Consider the following 15,135-nt stretch of genomic DNA (forward strand, 5'->3'; position numbering starts at 1 on the left):
CATTTTCGATTCGAATTCTAGGTATCCCCCCCTGCCATTCAAATGACTATTGTCAATTCGTCCCGGTCGCTTGTGCTCGCCGCGTTGCGGCGCCATCCCTGGTTCGAAGGCATCCCCGAGGCGGCGCTTGGGGCGCTGGCCGCGCACGGCCGCTGGCTGCGGTTCGCGGCGGGCGACACCCTGTTCTCCGAGGGCCAGTCGGCGACTTCATGCCTGCTGGTGTGCGAGGGGTGGGTGCAAGGCCTGCGCTATACCGCCGACGGCGGCGAAAAGGTATTCGGCGAAGTCGGCCCGGGCGGCTGGCTGTCGGTGCTGACCCTGTTCGAATCCGCCCCGCGCCATCTTCATCACATCCGCGCGCACCGCGACGGCAGCGGTTGCCTGGTGCCGCACGGCGCCTTCCTGCAACTGTGCCGCGACGATGGCCGCCTGGCCTGCCGCGTGGCCTCGCATGGCGCCTGGCTGGTGCGGCACCACACCGACCGCATCGACTGGCTGACGTCCAGTTCGGCGCAGCAGCGGCTGGCCGAATACGTGCTGCGCGCCGGCAAGCCGCGGGCTGGGCAGCCGCTCGTCCTGCCCTTGAGCCATTCGCAGATCGCGGTCAAGCTCGGCATGCGCGCCGAGACCCTGAGCCGCATCTTCGCCAGGTGGCGGCGCGAAGGCATCGTCGCCAACCGCCAGGGCAAACTCTACGTGCTGTGCCTCGCTCCGCTCGAACAGCTCGCGGCCGGCGGCGCGGCGCCGGCATCGGCCGGCCGCTGAACTACGCCTGCTCGGGCAGGTAGCCGCTGTACCCCATCAGGGTCGACAGCCGCTGCGCGATATTGCCGACGATCTCCTGCACCTGCGCGATGCTGGGTGATTCCTTGCGGTCGATGCGCTCGATGTGCGGCACATTGATGGCGGCGATGGCCTGGTCGCCCGCGCCCATCACCGGGAAGGCGACATTGGTGATGCCGCGGATCTGGCGGCTTGGCATGCAGGCGCAGCCGTTCCTGCGCACGTCGGCCAGGAGCGGAAACAACTCGCCCGGGTCCGATTCCAGCTCGCCTTCCACCTTGATATGGGCGGCCAGCATGCGGGTGCGCTCGACCTCGTCGCGGAAGGCCAGCAGCACGTGGCCCGAGGAGGTGTCGGTCAGGCCCATCATCACGCCCACCTTCAGGCCGAACGACCAGCGCTCGGGGCTGTCGACCTGCGCGATCACCACCACCCGGCCCGCCTGGTAGACCGCCAGGTGGCATGACTGGCGCGAACGGTTGGCCAGTTCGCGCAGCAGCGGCAGCGCCACGCTCACCAGCGATTTGAGCGGCTGCTGGCGGTGCGCCAGCTCGAACATCTTCAGCGTCAGCGTGTAGCGGTCGTTGTCGTCGACCTGCACGTAGCCGCGCCGCTGCAGCGTCACCGCCATGCGGAAGATCTCGCTGACGCTGCGGCCGATCTGCTGCGCCAGCTCGGCCAGCGTGTAGCCGGCCGGGCTGGCGGCCAGCGCCTCCAGGATGTCCAGCCCCTTTTCCAGGGCGGGCGCGGCATAGCGCTGCGCGCCCGGCGCGTCCGGGACGTCGGCCTCGGTCGGCATGGAATCGGCGGCGGAAATCTTGGAAGCGGTCATGGCGTCGGCGTGGGGTTGAAGCCCGATTCTATTCGGCCCGGCGCCAGGCCCGCAGGGCCTGGCGCTGTTCGCCCAGCCCGGCGATACCCAGGCGCATCTCGTCGCCCGCCTTCAGGTACACCGGCGGCTTCTGGCCCAGGCCCACTCCCGGCGGCGTGCCGGTGCTGATGATGTCGCCCGGCATCAGCGACATGAAGCGGCTGATGTAGCTGACCAGCGTCTTGACCCCGAACACCATGGTGCGCGTGCTGCCGTTCTGGAACCGGTGGCCGTTTACCTCCAGCCACATGTCCAGGTCCTGGGGATCGGCGATCTCGTCTCGCGTCACCAGCCACGGGCCGACCGGCGCGAAGGTGTCGCAGCCCTTGCCCTTGTCCCACTGGCCGCCGCGCTCGATCTGGTATTCGCGCTCGGACACATCGTTGACCACGGTGTAGCCGGCCACGTAGTCCATGGCCTCGCTTTCCTCCACGTACGACGCCTGCTTGCCGATGACCACGCCCAGCTCCACTTCCCAGTCGGTCTTGACCGAGCCGCGCGGGATGATCACCGGATCGTTGGGGCCGCTGAGCGACGAGCTGGGCTTGAGGAACAGCACCGGCTCGGCCGGCACCGGCAGGCCCGATTCGGCGGCGTGGTCGGCGTAGTTCAGGCCGACGCAGACGATCTTGCCGACCCCGCTGACGGGGCAGCCGTAGCGCACCGCGCCATCCACGCGCGGCAGGCTGGCCGGGTCGAGTTTCGCCAGCCTGGCCAAGGCGGCCGGGGCGATGGCGGCGCTATCGATGTCGGCCACCGCGCCCGACAGGTCGCGCAGCGCGCCCTGGGCGTCGATGAGGCCGGGTTTTTCCTGGCCGGGTTGGCCGTAGCGTACGAGTTTCATGCAGAGTCCTTGAAAGAAAAAAGCGCGCGCGAGCGGGTCAGTTGGACCAGCCGCCGTCGATGACGTGGGTGGTGCCGGTGGTGAAGGCGGATTCGTCGCTGGCCAGATAGACCACCAGCGCCGCGACTTCTTCGACCCGGCCGACCCGGCCGATCGGCTGGCGCGCCACGAAGGCGGCGCGTACGGCCGCCTCGTCGCTGCCCTGCTGGCGCGCCTGGGCGGCAATGCGCTCGCGCAGCGAAGGCGATTCGACGGTGCCGGGGCAGATGGCGTTGCAGCGGATGCCGCGCGTCACGAAGTCGGCCGCCACCGCCTTGGTCAGGCCGATCACGGCGGCCTTGGAGGCGCCATAGACGAAGCGGTTGGGCACGCCCTTCACGCTGGAGGCGGCCGAGGCCATGTTGATGATCGAGCCGCCGCGCGCCAGCATCGCCGGCAGGTAGGCGCGGATGGTGCGGTACATGGTCTTGACGTTCAGGTCCATGCTGAAGTCCCAGTCGGCTTCCTCGCAGTCCAGCACGGTGCCGGCGTGGACGAAGCCGGCGCAATTGAACAGCACGTCCACCGCGCCGGTCTCGCGGGCGCAGGCCGCCACGGCCGCGCCGTCGCGCACGTTCAGCACCCGGGTGCGAAGCCCGTCCAGACCCGCTTCGCGGGCCTCATTCGCCAAGTCGGCGAGCGCGGCCTCGTTGATGTCGGTGGCCCAGACCTGGGCGCCCTCGCGCGCCATGGCCAGGGCGCTGGCGCGGCCGATGCCGTTGCCGGCTGCCGTGACCAGCGCCCGCTTGTCTTGCAAACGTAGGGTCATGTCTCTTCTCGTCGGTGGGAAGGTCGGACGGCGCGAACGCCGCGTCTCATGAAATTCTTTTTTATTGATAAAACAAATTAAGAGAATTCCAGCCTTCCCACAAGACACGGGACTTAAGTATTTACCCTTATGTTTATAGCAATCACTCCTGATTCTTGCTTCGATTGGCCCGGCTTCAATCCAAAATCAGTTTTTATTGATAAAAACTTAGAACTCGCGGTCACGAGCCGTCCCCGGGTCACGCGACAGCGGCATCCTCCAGGATCATCTCGGCGCCGCGCTCGGCCACCATCATCACCGCCGCCTGGGTATTGCCGGACACCATCCTCGGCATCACCGACGCGTCCACCACCCGCAGGCCGGCGATGCCGTTGACGCGCAGGCGCGGGTCGGTGACGGCATCGGCGTCCACGCCCATGCGGCAGGTACCGATCGGGTGATAGATGGTCTGGCCGTTGCGGCGCAGGAAATCCAGCCACGCGTCATCACTGTCCACCGCCGCCCCCGGGCTCAACTCGCTTTCCACATAGTGCCGCAGGGCCGGCCGCTGCACGATGCGCCGCGCCACCCGCATGCCACCCACCAGACTGTCGCGGTCGACCTGCGCCGACAGGAAGTTCGGCCGGATCGACGGCGCCGCCAGCGGGTCGGCCGACTTCAGGTGGATCGAGCCCACTGACTCCGGCCGCAGTTGCGCCACGCCGATGGTCATACCCGGCGCGCGATCGAGGATGCGCTCGGCCGCGTTGGCGTAGCTGGCGTGCACGAAGAAATACTGCACGTCGGCCGCCGGCAGGTCCGGCGCGCTCTTGACGAAACCGTGCACCAGCCCCGTTCCCAGCGTCAGGATGCCCTTGCGGCGGGTGTAGTAGCGCGCCACCTGCTGCGCCAGACGCCAGCCGCGCGACATCTCGTTAAGCGTCACGGTGTTCCTGACCCGCCAGTTCATGCGCGTGGCGAAATGGTCGATGTAGTTCTCGCCCACCTGCGGTTGGGCGTGCACCACCGCGATGCCGAAGGATCGCAGCAGCGCGGGGTTGCCCACGCCCGACAGCTCCAGCAATTGCGGCGACTGCACCGCGCCCAGGCACAGCAGCGTCTCGCGCCGCGCCCGCACGGTAAATTCCTGGCCGTTCTTGCGGTACGCCACGCCGACGCAACGCTTGCCCTCGAACAGCAGCCGCGTCACGTGGGCGCCGCATTCCACCGTCAGGTTCTTGCGGCCGGCGGCGGGTTTCAGGTAACCGTCCACCACGCTCCAGCGGCGCCCGTGGCGCTGCACCACCTGGTAATAGCCGACCCCGTCCTGGCAGCCGGCGTTGTAGTCGGGATTGAGCGGCAGGCCGTCTTCCTGCGCCGCGCGCAGGAAGGCGTCGGACAGCGGAAAGCGCTCGGCCACTTCCTCCACGTGCATCGGGCCGGACTTGCCGCGGGTCGGGCCGCCCGGCTCATAGCACTCGATCTTGCGGAACACGCGCTCGGCGGTGCGCGCGCCCCAGCCGGTGGCGCCAGCGGCCTCCCAACCGTCGTAGTCCTGCGGCCGGCCGCGCACGTAGATCATGCCGTTTATAAGCGTCGAGCCGCCCAGGCCCTTGCCGCGCGGCACGGCAATGGCGCGGCCGTAGACGTTGTCCTCCGGCTCGGTGGCAAAGCGCCAGTTGTAGTCGGGGTTCACCAGCAGCTTGGAAAAGCCCGCCGGGATCGAGATCCACATGCTGCGCGCCTCGTGCCCGGCCTCCAGCATCAGCACCCGGTGGCGCCCGTCGGCCGTCAAGCGGTTGGCCAGGATGCAGCCGGCCGTGCCGCCGCCCGCGATAATGAAGTCGTAATCGCCCATCGTCTGGTCCGTCGCCGCCTCATGCCCGCGCGGCCGGCGCCACGCCCATCATTTCCGCCATCAGCTCGATCTGCCCGGCCAGCATCGGCGCGCCGTAGTGCACCTTGCAGCCGCGCGCCCGCGCCGCCACCAGCAACGGCGTATCGGCCGGCTGCATGATGACCTCGCACACCAATTGGTCGGGCGTCAGGCGCGCCGTGTCCAGCGGCAGCGCGTCGTCCGGCTTCATGCCCAGCGAAGTGCCGTTGACCACCAGGTCATGGCCCGCCGGATCGGCCGTGCCGACCGTGATGTCGGCCCCGGGATGCAGCGACAGGATGCGCGCCTTCAGGTCCTCGGCCTTGGCCGGCGTGCGGTTGGCGATGGTCAGCCGCGACACGCCCGCCTGCACCAGGGCGAAGCCGATGGCATTGGCCGCGCCGCCGGCCCCGGCCAGATAGGCGCTCTTGTCCTCGGGCGCCACGCCGTGCGTGCGCAGGCCGCGCACGAAGCCCTCGCCGTCCAGCATGTGCGCCACCAGGCGGCCGTCGGCCTCGCGCCGCACCACATTGGCCGCGCCGATCTTGCGCGCCACCGGCGTGGCGTCGTCGGCCAGCGCCAGGATCGCCGCCTTGTGCGGCATGGTGATGATCAGGCCGCCCAGGTTCTCCAGCCGGCGCAACCCGGCCACCACCTCGGCCAGGTTATCCGGCCGCGCATGGAACGGCACGCAAACCCCATCGAAGCCGATGCGGGCGAAATGCTCGTTCAGGCGCTGCGGGGTTTTGACGTGATAGATCGGGTCGGCCAGGATGCCGAACAGGCGGGTATTGCCGCTGATTTCCTTCATTGCTTGTCTCCGTGTCGTGGCGCCGCGCCGGGCGCCTTTCAATGCCGCCATGCCCTATCGCTGCAGCAGTTCGCGCGCCACCGCCTCGATGCCGGCGCCGTCGAGCCGGTAATGGGCGTACAGCGTGGTAGGCGGCGCGATCAGGCTGTATTCGTCGTAGATGCCATGGCGCCGCAGGCGCGTGCCGCTGCCGGCGTCCGCCAGCACCTCGGCCACCGCCGAGCCCAGGCCGCCCATGACATTGTGTTCCTCCACCGTCAGCAGCGCGCGCGCCTGCCCGGCCGCATCCAGCACCGCTTCGCGGTCCAGCGGCTTGAGGGTCGGCATGTCGATCACGCCTACCGACAGGCCATCTTCGCGCAGCCGCGCGGCGGCCTCCAGCGCCGCGTGCAGCGTGATGCCGCAGGCGATGATGTTCAGGTCGCTGCCGCGAGAATGGACGATGGCGCGGCCGAAGGTGAACGACGTGCCGTCGTCATAGACCTGCGGATCGCGGCCGCGGCCGATGCGGAAGTAGATCGGCTCGGGCCAGTCCGCCGAGGCCTTGATGGCCGCCGCCAGTTGCGGCCCGTCGGCCGGCGACACCACGGTCAGCCCGGCGATGGCGCGCATGGTGGAGATGTCTTCGGTGGCGTGGTGCGACGTGCCGTAGAAGCCCAGGCTGATGCCGGTGTGATGGCCGATCAGCCGCACCGGCAGCTTGGTATAGGCCACGTCCATGCGGATCTGTTCGCAGCACAGCAAGCCCAGGAACGAGGCAAAGGTGGCCACGAACGGCATCGCGCCGGTGGTGGCCAGGCCGGCCGCGGCCGACACCATGTTCTGCTCGGAAATGCCGAACTGTACGTAGCGGTCGGGGTAGGCCGAGGCGAAGCGGTTCAGGCCATTGGAATATTGCAGGTCGGCCGAGCCGGCCACCACCGGATGCCCGGCCCGCGCCAGCTCGATCAGCGCGTCGGAAAGATACGACAGCCCGGGGTTCACCGCGTTCAGGGCGCGGTACTGCCAGGAATCGGGGGAAAGCGTCTGTGCCTGTGCCATTCAGATCTCGCGGGTCATGATTTCGTCGATGGCGGCCTGCGCGTCCTGCGGCGCCAAGTAGCCCAGATGCCAGCCAGGTTCGGTTTCCATATGGGAAACGCCCTTGCCCTTGATGGTTTTGGCGATGACGCAGGCGGGCCGCGCGCGCGCCTGGTCGGCGCGCAGGCGGCGCAGCAGCGCGGTCAGCGCCACCAGGTCGTGGCCGTCGACCTCGTGCACCTCCCAACCGAAGGCCTGCCACTTGTCGCGCAGCGATTCCACGCCGATCACGTCGTCAACCTTGCCGTCGAGCTGGTAGCCGTTGCGGTCGATGATGGCGACCAGGCGCGACAGTTTGTGATGCGCGGCGAACAGCGCCGCTTCCCACACCTGCCCTTCCTGCATCTCGCCGTCGCCCAGCATCACGAACACGTTGAAGTCGCGCTGGCTCATGCGGCCGCCCAGCGCCATGCCGGCGCCGTTGGACAGCGCGTGGCCAATGGAGCCGGAACTGAAATCCACCCCCGGCACCTTGGTCATGTCGGGATGGTCGCCCAGCGGACTGCCCAGGCGGGTGTAGCCGTCCAGCAGCGCATGCGGGATAAAGCCGTGGTCGGCCAGCACCGGGAACAGCCCTACCGCCGCGTGGCCCTTGCCCATCAGGAAGCGGTCGCGGTCCGGCCAGGCCGGCTCGCCCGGCCGCAGCCGCATCACGTCGTAGTACAGCGCGGCAAAGATCTCGGCGCATGAAAACACCGAGCTGTAGTGCCCGACCTTGGCGATCTCGATCAGCCGGATGGTTTCCAAACGGATATGACGGGCCTTTTCCCGCAGCCTCCGCAACTCGTCTTCTGTGGGGTCACCCCGGTCCTGGCGCATGGCGTCTCCTCCGCGCATTAGAATATATGATATATAATATACCCATCGCGCTTGAATTGGCCAGGGCGGGATAGAATTCAGCCGGGCGCCGTTTCACGGCTTGCCCCCATTCCATCGAACCCGCAAGCCTCGACCGTCATGCCCAGCCTGAAACCGGTAAAAAAAGAGAACCTCTCCGTCAAGGTCTACAACGAGATCCGCAGTGCCCTGATCAACGGGCAGTACGAACCCGGAGAGCGCCTCATCATTGGCGAGCTGGCCCAGGAAATGGGCGTCTCGATCACGCCCGTGCGCGAGGCCATCTTCCGCCTCATCAGCGAACAGGGCCTGGAAATGCAGGCCGCCACCGCGGTCTACGTGCCCTACGTCAATTCGGAAAAGCTGCGCGAGATCCAGCAGATCCGCTTCCATCTCGAAGGCATGGGCGCGGCCGAGGCCGCCAGGAACATCACGCGCAAGCAACTGGACAACCTGATCGCGCTGCAGAAGGACTTCATCTCCTGCACCTCGACCGACCCCAAGCGCGCCAGCTACCTGAACCGCAAGTTCCACTTCGGCATTCTGGAAGCCAGCAACAAGCCCATCCTGCGCAACACCGTGGAATCGTTCTGGGTCATCACCGGCCCGATCCTCAAGGTGTTCCACGTCAAGACCGCCGGGCTCGACTATTCCCAGGACGAGCACCGCCACGAAGCGGTGCTGGCCGCGCTGGAGGCGCGCGACCCCGAAGCCGCCACCAAGGCGATCCAGGCCGACCTGGTGTGGGGCGGCAAGATCATGATCGACTGGTTGGTCGAACGCGAAAAAGAACTCGACTACCGCCCGCCCGGGCCTCGCAAATAGGAAGATTCGATGCTGAAGATTTTCGGTGCTCCCGGCCGCTACATCCAGGGAGCCGGCGCCCTCGACGCACTGGGCGGTTACGCCGCCCTGTTCGGCCGCCGCGCCGCCCTGGTCATCGACCGTTACGTGCAGGGCGTGCTGGGCCCGAGAATCGAAGCATTGTGCGGCGCCCACGGCGTGGCGCTGACGGCCCTGCCGGTTGAAGGCGACATCACGCCCGCGTCGATCGCGGCGCTGCGCGCGCAGGCCGCGGCCGCCGGCATCGACATGGTGATCGCGGTGGGCGGCGGCAAGGCGCTGGACGCCGGCAAGGCGGTGGCCAAGGCCGGACACTGCCACCTCGTCACCGTGCCCACGGTCGCCTCGAACGACGCGCCCACCAGCAAGAACTACGTGCTGTACGACGCCCATCACAACCTCCTGGCGGTCGAGCACATGCTGTTCAACCCGACCATCGTGCTGGTCGACACCGCCGTCATCGCCACCGCGCCCGCCGCGTTCTTTCGCGCCGGCCTGGGCGATGCCATCTCCAAGAAATTCGAGGCCGAACAATGCGCCCGCAACGGCGGGCGCAACATGTACGACGGCGCCCCGCCGCTGACGGCCCAACTGATCGCCGACGGCTGCCTGCGCACGCTGCTGGCCGACGGCGCCGACGCGCTGGCGGCCGCCGGCAGCGGCCAGCCCACGCCCGCCTTTGAACGCGCGGTGGAAGCCATGATCCTGATGAGCGGCCTGGGTTTCGAGAGCGGCGGCCTGTCGATCGCCCACGCCCTGACACGCGGCCTGCCGCAGATCAACGGCCTGGCCAGCGCGCCGCACGGGCTGCTGGTGGCCGTCGGCCTGCTGGTGCAGCTCGACCTGGAGGCGCGCCAGGACGGCATGCTGGCTACCCTGACGCAATGGTACGAACAGGTCGGGCTGCCGACCACGCTGGCGGCACTGGGCGCGCCCGCGCCGTCCGCGGCCGAACTGGCGCAGGCCGCCGAACTGACGCTAGCCGCGCGCCATGCCGCCAATTTCGATCGTCCGCTGGACATCAAGACCCTCGTCGACGCTTTGCGCCGCCACGCCTGACCCGCGCCGGGCCATCCGCCCGGCGCCATGGCCCGCGAACCCGGCGCCGCGCCGAGGCGTCACCCCGACACGCGGCGCCGGCGCGGCCGGCGCGTGCTAGAACGCCACGTTGTCGCCGCCTTTCAAACCCAGCTTGGCGCGGGTCTCGGCCGGCGTGGCCACCTCCAGGTTGAGCGCTTCCAGTATGGTGCGGATGCGCTCGACCTGCGAGCGATTCGACTCGGCCAACTGGCCCGGTCCGATCCACAGCGAATCCTCCAGCCCCACCCGCACGTTCGAGCCCATCGCCGCGCCGATGGTGGCCAGCGGCATCTGGTTGCGGCCGGCGCCCAGAATCGACCATTCGTATTCATTGCCGAACAGGCGATCGGCGGTGCGCTTCATGTGCATCAGGTCTTCCGGATGCGGGCCGATGCCGCCCAGGATGCCGAACACCGACTGGATGAACGGCGGCGACTTCACCAGGCCGCGATCGACGAAGTGCGCCAGGTTGTACAGGTGGCTGATGTCGTAGCACTCGAACTCGAAGCGGGTGCCGTTGGCGTTGCCCAGTTCCAGGATCGATTCGATGTCCTGGTAGGTGTTGCGGAAGATCAGCGAGCGGCTGTTCTCCAGGTGCTCGCGCTCCCACTCGTGCTTGAAGTCCTGGAAGCGGCCCAGCATCGGAAACAGGCCGAAGTTCATCGAACCCATGTTCAGCGACGCCAGTTCCGGCTTGAAGGTGGTGGCCGGGCGCATGCGCTCCTGCACCGTCATGTGCGGACTGCCGCCGGTGGTGATGTTGATGATGGCGTCGGTCTCGGCCTTGATGCGCTTGAGGAACGGCTCGAACAGCGCCGGGTCCTGCGACGGCTTGCCGGTCTCGGGGTCGCGCGCGTGCAGGTGCAGCACGGCGGCGCCGGCGCGGGCCGCGCCGATGGCGGCCTCGGCGATCTCGTCGGCCGTCACCGGCAGGTGCGGCGACATGCTGGGCGTGTGGATGGCGCCCGTCACGGCGCAGGTGATCACGACTTTCTGCTTGGCTTTAGCCATTTTCGTCTCCGTTGTCTTGCTGTTGCTTGTGGCGCATCAGGCGCATCAGTTGTTCGTCGCGCCAGTAGCGGCGCGCCGTCAGCTCATCGGCCGGCAGCAGGCCGCGCCGTTCGGCCGCCAGGGCCTCGACCCGCGCGCCGTCCCAGGGCACGGCTTCGCGCTGGGTGGCGCCGATGGATTGGTACAGCCCGCCGTAGCGCGCGCAATAGTCGGCGATGCCGCCGGGCGCGTTCAGGTCGATGGTCTCGAACGGTCCCATGAACGACCAGCGCAGGCCCAGGCCGTCCTTGACGGTGGTGTCGATATCCTCGGCGCTGGCGATGCCGGCCGCGGCCAGGCGGAAGGCCTCGTGCAGCAGCGCGCCCTGCAGGCGGTTGAGGATGAAGCCCTCGATCTCGCGCCGCATCGTCACCGGCTTCTGACCAATGTCCAGCATGATGTCGCGCGCCGCCTGCATGACGGCCGCGCTGGTCCAGGGCGCCGGGCACAGCTCCACCACCGGGATCAGGTAGGGCGGATTGACCGGATGCGCCACCAGGCAGCGGTGGCGGCCGGGCAGGTCTTCGGTGAATTCGCTGGCGGGGATGCTGGACGTGGAACTGCCGATGATCGCGTCCGGTTCGGCCGCCGCGTCCAACTGCGCGAACAGCTCGCGCTTGAGGTCGCGCCGCTCGGGCGAGTTCTCCTGGATGTAGCGGGCGCCGGCCAGCGCCTCGGGCAGGCTGGCCGCCACCTCGATGCGGGCGGCGGCGGCCGCCGCGTCGCGCAGCAGGCCGTGCGCCTGCAGTTGGTCGAGCTGGCGCCGGATCAGCGTACCAGCCTCGGCCAGCATGGCGCCGTTGACGTCATGCAGGCGCACCTGCCAGCCCTGGCGCGCGAACACGATGGCCCAGGCCTGGCCGATCAGGCCGGTGCCGATGATGGCGGCGCGGCGCCGCTGCGGATCGGCCGCCATCAATAGAGCTTCTGCGTGAAGCCGTCCACCACGATGGCCTGCCCGGTCACGCTGCGGGCGGCCTCGCTGGCGTTGAACAGCACCATGTTGGCGATGTCGCGCGCCGTCACCATGCGCCCCAGCGCCGCCTGGTTCTCGTAGAGCGCGGCGATTTCCTCGACCGGCTTGCCCAGCGTTTGCGCCTTGGCGTCGATCACGGCGCGGATGCGCGGCCCCTCGACCGCGCCCGGCAGGATGGCGTTGACGCGGATGCCGTGGCCGCCCAGCTCGATCGCCAGCGACTTGGTGAAGCCGATCACCGCCCATTTGGAGGCCGAGTAGACCGAGCGTCCGGCAAAACCCAGATGGCCGGCGGCCGACGACAGGTTGATCATGACGCCGGCGCGCGACTGCTTGAGCAGCGGGATGGCCTGGCGCGCGCACAGGAACTGGCCGGTGATGTTGACCGCCAGGGTGCGGTCCCAATCGGTCTTGGAGAGGGTCTCGACGAAACCGGTGGGGCCGGCCACGCCAGCGTTGTTGACCAGGATGTCCAGCCCGCCCAACTGCTGGCGCACGGCGTCGAACAGCGCAGCCACGCTGTCTTCATCCGACACGTCCGCGTATACCGCCCGCACGCCGGGCAACTCGGCCGGCAAGGCCGCCAGGCGCTCGCGATTGACGTCGCACACCAGCACGGCGGCCCCGGCCCGGTGAAACACCTGCGCCATTTCCAGGCCCAACCCATCGGCGCCGGCGGTGATGAGTACCTTTTTGCCGGCGAAATCCACTTCCTCGAACATGCTCCTGTCTCCTGGATTTTTCTGCTGAAACGCCTTTTGATCATATAGGATATATGATTTGAAGGGGAGTTTTCTTGCTTTCGGCGGAACCCGGAAAGTATCCGAAAATAAACATCCGCACAGCGGAATTCAGCCTGGAAGGCACCACAAAATCGCCTGGAAACGCTTTATCCATGCGGCTTGAGGGAAATCCCCGATTCAGCCGGACGAGTCCGGCACTAGAATCCAGGACGAGGTCTTTGACCCCCTCCGGCCCATATATCATATATTTAAAAACAGACGGACGAGACAGTAGAAAGTCCGCACCCCATACCCACAAAGGAGCGTAGACAGTGTTCAAGATCAATAAATTCGCCATCGCGCTGGGACTGTGCGGCGTCCTGGCCAGCGGCACCGCGGCGGCCGACATGAAAGTGGGCGCCCTCTTCCCGTTCAGCGGCGCCCTGGCGCTGCTGGGACAAGAGAGCTACCGCGGCCTCGAACTGGCCGTCAACGAGATCAACGCCGCGGGCGGCATCAACGGCGAGAAGATCCAGATCATCAAGGCCGACGCGGTGGACCCGACGCAGGCCGTGTCCGAAACCAAGCGCCTGATCTCGTCCAACGTGGTGGGCGTGTTCGGCAGCTACGCCTCGGGCATCTCGTACGCGGCCTCGCCCGTGACCGAACTGGCCGGCGTGCCCTACTTCGAACTGGGCGCCACCGCCCACAAGATCACCACGCGCGGCTACAAGTACCTGTTCCGCAGCAACCCCAACACCGGTCTGTACGGCGTGGCGGTGGTCAATGCGCTGCATGACATCATCGCGCCCGGCATGGGCCTGAACCCCAAGGACATCCGCATCGGCATCATCCACGAGGACGGCCCCTACGGCACCGACGTGGCCGCCACCGAGAAAAAGCGCGCCCAGGAATTGGGCTACACCGTGGCCGAAGTGCTGCCCTACTCGGCCAAGACGGTCGACCTGTCCTCGCTGATCCTGCGCCTGAAGGGCGCCAAGGTCAATGTGGTGCTGCAGACCGCGTACCAGAACGACGCCATCCTGTACTTCAGCCAGGCGCGCGCCGCCGGCTTCAAGCCCGAGGTGGTGATCGGCGCTGGCGGCGGCTACTCGCTGGCCGACACCGCCAAGGCCGTGGGCGCCGACATGAACGGCGTGTTCGACCTGGACTTCCCGCAGGCGTCCATCAACCCGGCCGGCGCGCCTGGCCTGGAAAAGTTCCTGCAAGCCTACAAGGCCACCTACAAGAGCGACCCGCAATCGGGCCACAGCCTGACCAACTATGTCGGCGCCAAGGCCTTCTTCGCAGCCATCGCCAATGCCAAATCGACCGACAAGGACAAGATCCGCGCGGCCGTGCTGGCCTATAAGAAGCCGGCGGGCCAGACCGCCAACGGCTGGGGCTTCGATTTCGGCGAAGATGGCCAGAACAAGGCCTCCACGTTCTACGTGATGCAGTGGCAGGACGGCAAGCTGGTCACCATCGCCCCTGACAACCTCGCGCTCGGCAAGCCCGTCTTCAAGAAATAAAACGCCAGGGCCGGCGCGATGACGCCATCGCGCCGGCCGCGACGACTTGCCGGCAACCGGACGCTCGGGGGCGTCCGGCGTTTCACTGGGGCCCGCGGCCCCGGCCCCGCCGAAGACGGCGCGGCGCCGGGGCCAGCCCCGCTCTAAGAGGTTGCACCATGGATATCTTCATTCAACTGGTCATCAATGGCCTGTTGCTGGGCGGCGCCTACACCATCATCAGCCTGGGGCTGACGCTGATCTTCGGCGTGGTCCGCGTCGTCAACTTCGCGCACGGCGAATTCCTGATGATCGGCATGTACGCGGTCTACCTGATCGCGGCGCAGTTCGGCGTGCATCCGTACATCGGCCTGGTGCCGGTGGCGGTCATCCTGTTCGCGCTGGGCGCGCTGACGCAGAAGGGCATCATCCAGCCGCTGCTCAATGCCGACCAGCACATCCAGATCTTCGCCACGGTGGGCGTCTCCACCATTCTGCTGAACCTGGCGCTGGTGATATTCGGCGCCAACGTGTACCGCGCCCCGGTGCAACTGGGCACCAGCACGCTCGACATTGGCAACTACACCATGGTCACCGGCCAGCTGGTGACCTTCGTGGTCGGCCTGGGCCTGGCCGTGCTGCTGCACCTGTTCATGCACCGCACCTATCTGGGCCGCGCGCTGCGGGCGGTGGCGCAGCACCGGTACGCCGCCACGCTGATGGGCGTGAACGTCAACAACGTCTATGCCATCGCCTTCGGCCTGGGCACCGCCTTCGTCGGCATCGCCGCCGGCCTGCTGGCGCCGCAGTATCCGGTGTTCCCGACGGTGGGCACGTACTTCGTGCTGACCGCCTTCGTGATCGTGGTGCTGGGCGGCCTGGGCAGCCTGTATGGCGCGGTGGCCGGGTCGATGATCATCGGCATCGTCGACACCCTGGCCGGCTACTACATCGCCCCCGACCTGAAAGAGGTCGTCTATTTCGGGATCTTCCTCTTGATCCTTGTCCTGCGTCCGACCGGCCTGTTCGGCGTCGGCACAGAGTGATCAGAGCCACAAGGAGCG

General features: G+C 67.7%; 15 protein-coding genes. 5 read left to right on the forward strand and 10 right to left on the reverse strand.

Annotation, left to right across the window (positions count from 1 at the left end; translation table 11 throughout):
• Positions 1 to 42: 42 nt before the first annotated feature.
• A complete protein-coding gene (locus HV701_RS08785; RefSeq protein WP_175132684.1) occupies positions 43 to 765 on the forward strand; it encodes a Crp/Fnr family transcriptional regulator in 723 nt (240 codons plus the stop codon).
• A gap of 1 nt (position 766) precedes the next feature.
• On the opposite strand, the gene HV701_RS08790 is transcribed toward HV701_RS08785, so the two are convergent.
• From HV701_RS08790 to HV701_RS08820, 7 genes are all read right to left on the reverse strand, one after another.
• Positions 767 to 1,615: an IclR family transcriptional regulator gene (locus HV701_RS08790; RefSeq protein ID WP_175132685.1), complete on the reverse strand. Its 849-nt coding sequence runs from the start codon at positions 1,613 to 1,615 to the stop codon at positions 767 to 769.
• A gap of 28 nt (positions 1,616 to 1,643) precedes the next feature.
• Positions 1,644 to 2,498 carry a fumarylacetoacetate hydrolase family protein gene (locus tag HV701_RS08795; RefSeq protein ID WP_175132686.1) on the reverse strand — a complete coding sequence of 285 codons (855 nt, stop codon included), beginning with the start codon at positions 2,496 to 2,498 and terminating at the stop codon, positions 1,644 to 1,646.
• A 37-nt stretch (positions 2,499 to 2,535) separates the two neighbouring features.
• Positions 2,536 to 3,306, reverse strand: coding sequence for an SDR family oxidoreductase (locus tag HV701_RS08800; RefSeq protein ID WP_175132687.1), 771 nt, complete (start codon positions 3,304 to 3,306; stop codon positions 2,536 to 2,538).
• Positions 3,307 to 3,544: 238 nt separating this feature from the next.
• Positions 3,545 to 5,143 (reverse strand): GMC family oxidoreductase, encoded by a 1,599-nt coding sequence (locus tag HV701_RS08805; RefSeq protein ID WP_175132688.1) that lies wholly within the window; start codon positions 5,141 to 5,143, stop codon positions 3,545 to 3,547.
• A 19-nt stretch (positions 5,144 to 5,162) separates the two neighbouring features.
• Complete coding sequence (locus HV701_RS08810; protein WP_175132689.1) at positions 5,163 to 5,972, reverse strand: shikimate dehydrogenase family protein; 810 nt, start codon at positions 5,970 to 5,972, stop codon at positions 5,163 to 5,165.
• A 54-nt stretch (positions 5,973 to 6,026) separates the two neighbouring features.
• Positions 6,027 to 7,013, reverse strand: a complete 987-nt coding sequence (locus HV701_RS08815; RefSeq protein ID WP_175132690.1) for a transketolase family protein — start codon at positions 7,011 to 7,013, stop codon at positions 6,027 to 6,029.
• Positions 7,014 to 7,871, reverse strand: a complete 858-nt coding sequence (locus HV701_RS08820; protein ID WP_175132691.1) for a transketolase — start codon at positions 7,869 to 7,871, stop codon at positions 7,014 to 7,016. It abuts the gene before it with no gap.
• Positions 7,872 to 8,009: 138 nt separating this feature from the next.
• Between HV701_RS08820 and HV701_RS08825 the strand changes: the two genes are divergently transcribed.
• On the forward strand, positions 8,010 to 8,714 hold the full coding sequence (locus tag HV701_RS08825; protein WP_175132692.1) for a GntR family transcriptional regulator: 705 nt from the start codon (positions 8,010 to 8,012) through the stop codon (positions 8,712 to 8,714).
• Positions 8,715 to 8,723: 9 nt separating this feature from the next.
• Complete coding sequence (locus HV701_RS08830; RefSeq protein WP_175132693.1) at positions 8,724 to 9,791, forward strand: iron-containing alcohol dehydrogenase; 1,068 nt, start codon at positions 8,724 to 8,726, stop codon at positions 9,789 to 9,791.
• Positions 9,792 to 9,887: 96 nt separating this feature from the next.
• On the opposite strand, the gene kce is transcribed toward HV701_RS08830, so the two are convergent.
• From kce to HV701_RS08845, 3 genes are read right to left on the reverse strand one after another with little or no spacing between them, the layout of a single operon-like run.
• Positions 9,888 to 10,823 carry a 3,5-dioxohexanoate:acetyl-CoA acetone transferase gene (gene kce / locus HV701_RS08835; RefSeq protein ID WP_175132694.1) on the reverse strand — a complete coding sequence of 312 codons (936 nt, stop codon included), beginning with the start codon at positions 10,821 to 10,823 and terminating at the stop codon, positions 9,888 to 9,890.
• On the reverse strand, positions 10,816 to 11,778 hold the full coding sequence (locus tag HV701_RS08840; protein ID WP_175132695.1) for a 3-hydroxyacyl-CoA dehydrogenase: 963 nt from the start codon (positions 11,776 to 11,778) through the stop codon (positions 10,816 to 10,818). The genes kce and HV701_RS08840 overlap by 8 nt, the downstream gene beginning before the upstream one ends.
• Positions 11,778 to 12,560, reverse strand: coding sequence for an SDR family oxidoreductase (locus tag HV701_RS08845; RefSeq protein WP_175132696.1), 783 nt, complete (start codon positions 12,558 to 12,560; stop codon positions 11,778 to 11,780). The genes HV701_RS08840 and HV701_RS08845 overlap by 1 nt, the downstream gene beginning before the upstream one ends.
• Positions 12,561 to 12,892: 332 nt before the next feature.
• On the opposite strand from HV701_RS08845, the gene HV701_RS08850 reads away from it, so the two are divergent.
• Entirely contained in the window at positions 12,893 to 14,092 is a 1,200-nt protein-coding gene (locus HV701_RS08850; RefSeq protein ID WP_175132697.1) for an ABC transporter substrate-binding protein, read from the forward strand.
• Positions 14,093 to 14,250: 158 nt separating this feature from the next.
• Entirely contained in the window at positions 14,251 to 15,117 is an 867-nt protein-coding gene (locus HV701_RS08855; protein ID WP_175132698.1) for a branched-chain amino acid ABC transporter permease, read from the forward strand.
• Positions 15,118 to 15,135: the final 18 nt, after the last annotated feature.

Origin of the sequence: Achromobacter pulmonis (genome assembly GCF_902859765.1) — a bacterium.
Classification (GTDB): Bacteria; Pseudomonadota; Gammaproteobacteria; order Burkholderiales; family Burkholderiaceae_B; genus Achromobacter; species Achromobacter pulmonis.

Excerpts from the sequence above, each read along its gene's own strand:
- HV701_RS08785 (WP_175132684.1), top strand. The coding sequence starts at position 43 with ATGACTATTGTCAATTCGTCCCGGTCGCTTGTGCTCGCCGCGTTGCGG.
- HV701_RS08790 (WP_175132685.1), bottom strand. The coding sequence starts at position 1,615 with ATGACCGCTTCCAAGATTTCCGCCGCCGATTCCATGCCGACCGAGGCC.
- HV701_RS08795 (WP_175132686.1), bottom strand. The coding sequence starts at position 2,498 with ATGAAACTCGTACGCTACGGCCAACCCGGCCAGGAAAAACCCGGCCTC.
- HV701_RS08800 (WP_175132687.1), bottom strand. The coding sequence starts at position 3,306 with ATGACCCTACGTTTGCAAGACAAGCGGGCGCTGGTCACGGCAGCCGGC.
- HV701_RS08805 (WP_175132688.1), bottom strand. The coding sequence starts at position 5,143 with ATGGGCGATTACGACTTCATTATCGCGGGCGGCGGCACGGCCGGCTGC.
- HV701_RS08810 (WP_175132689.1), bottom strand. The coding sequence starts at position 5,972 with ATGAAGGAAATCAGCGGCAATACCCGCCTGTTCGGCATCCTGGCCGAC.
- HV701_RS08815 (WP_175132690.1), bottom strand. The coding sequence starts at position 7,013 with ATGGCACAGGCACAGACGCTTTCCCCCGATTCCTGGCAGTACCGCGCC.
- HV701_RS08820 (WP_175132691.1), bottom strand. The coding sequence starts at position 7,871 with ATGCGCCAGGACCGGGGTGACCCCACAGAAGACGAGTTGCGGAGGCTG.
- HV701_RS08825 (WP_175132692.1), top strand. The coding sequence starts at position 8,010 with ATGCCCAGCCTGAAACCGGTAAAAAAAGAGAACCTCTCCGTCAAGGTC.
- HV701_RS08830 (WP_175132693.1), top strand. The coding sequence starts at position 8,724 with ATGCTGAAGATTTTCGGTGCTCCCGGCCGCTACATCCAGGGAGCCGGC.
- kce (WP_175132694.1), bottom strand. The coding sequence starts at position 10,823 with ATGGCTAAAGCCAAGCAGAAAGTCGTGATCACCTGCGCCGTGACGGGC.
- HV701_RS08840 (WP_175132695.1), bottom strand. The coding sequence starts at position 11,778 with ATGGCGGCCGATCCGCAGCGGCGCCGCGCCGCCATCATCGGCACCGGC.
- HV701_RS08845 (WP_175132696.1), bottom strand. The coding sequence starts at position 12,560 with ATGTTCGAGGAAGTGGATTTCGCCGGCAAAAAGGTACTCATCACCGCC.
- HV701_RS08855 (WP_175132698.1), top strand. The coding sequence starts at position 14,251 with ATGGATATCTTCATTCAACTGGTCATCAATGGCCTGTTGCTGGGCGGC.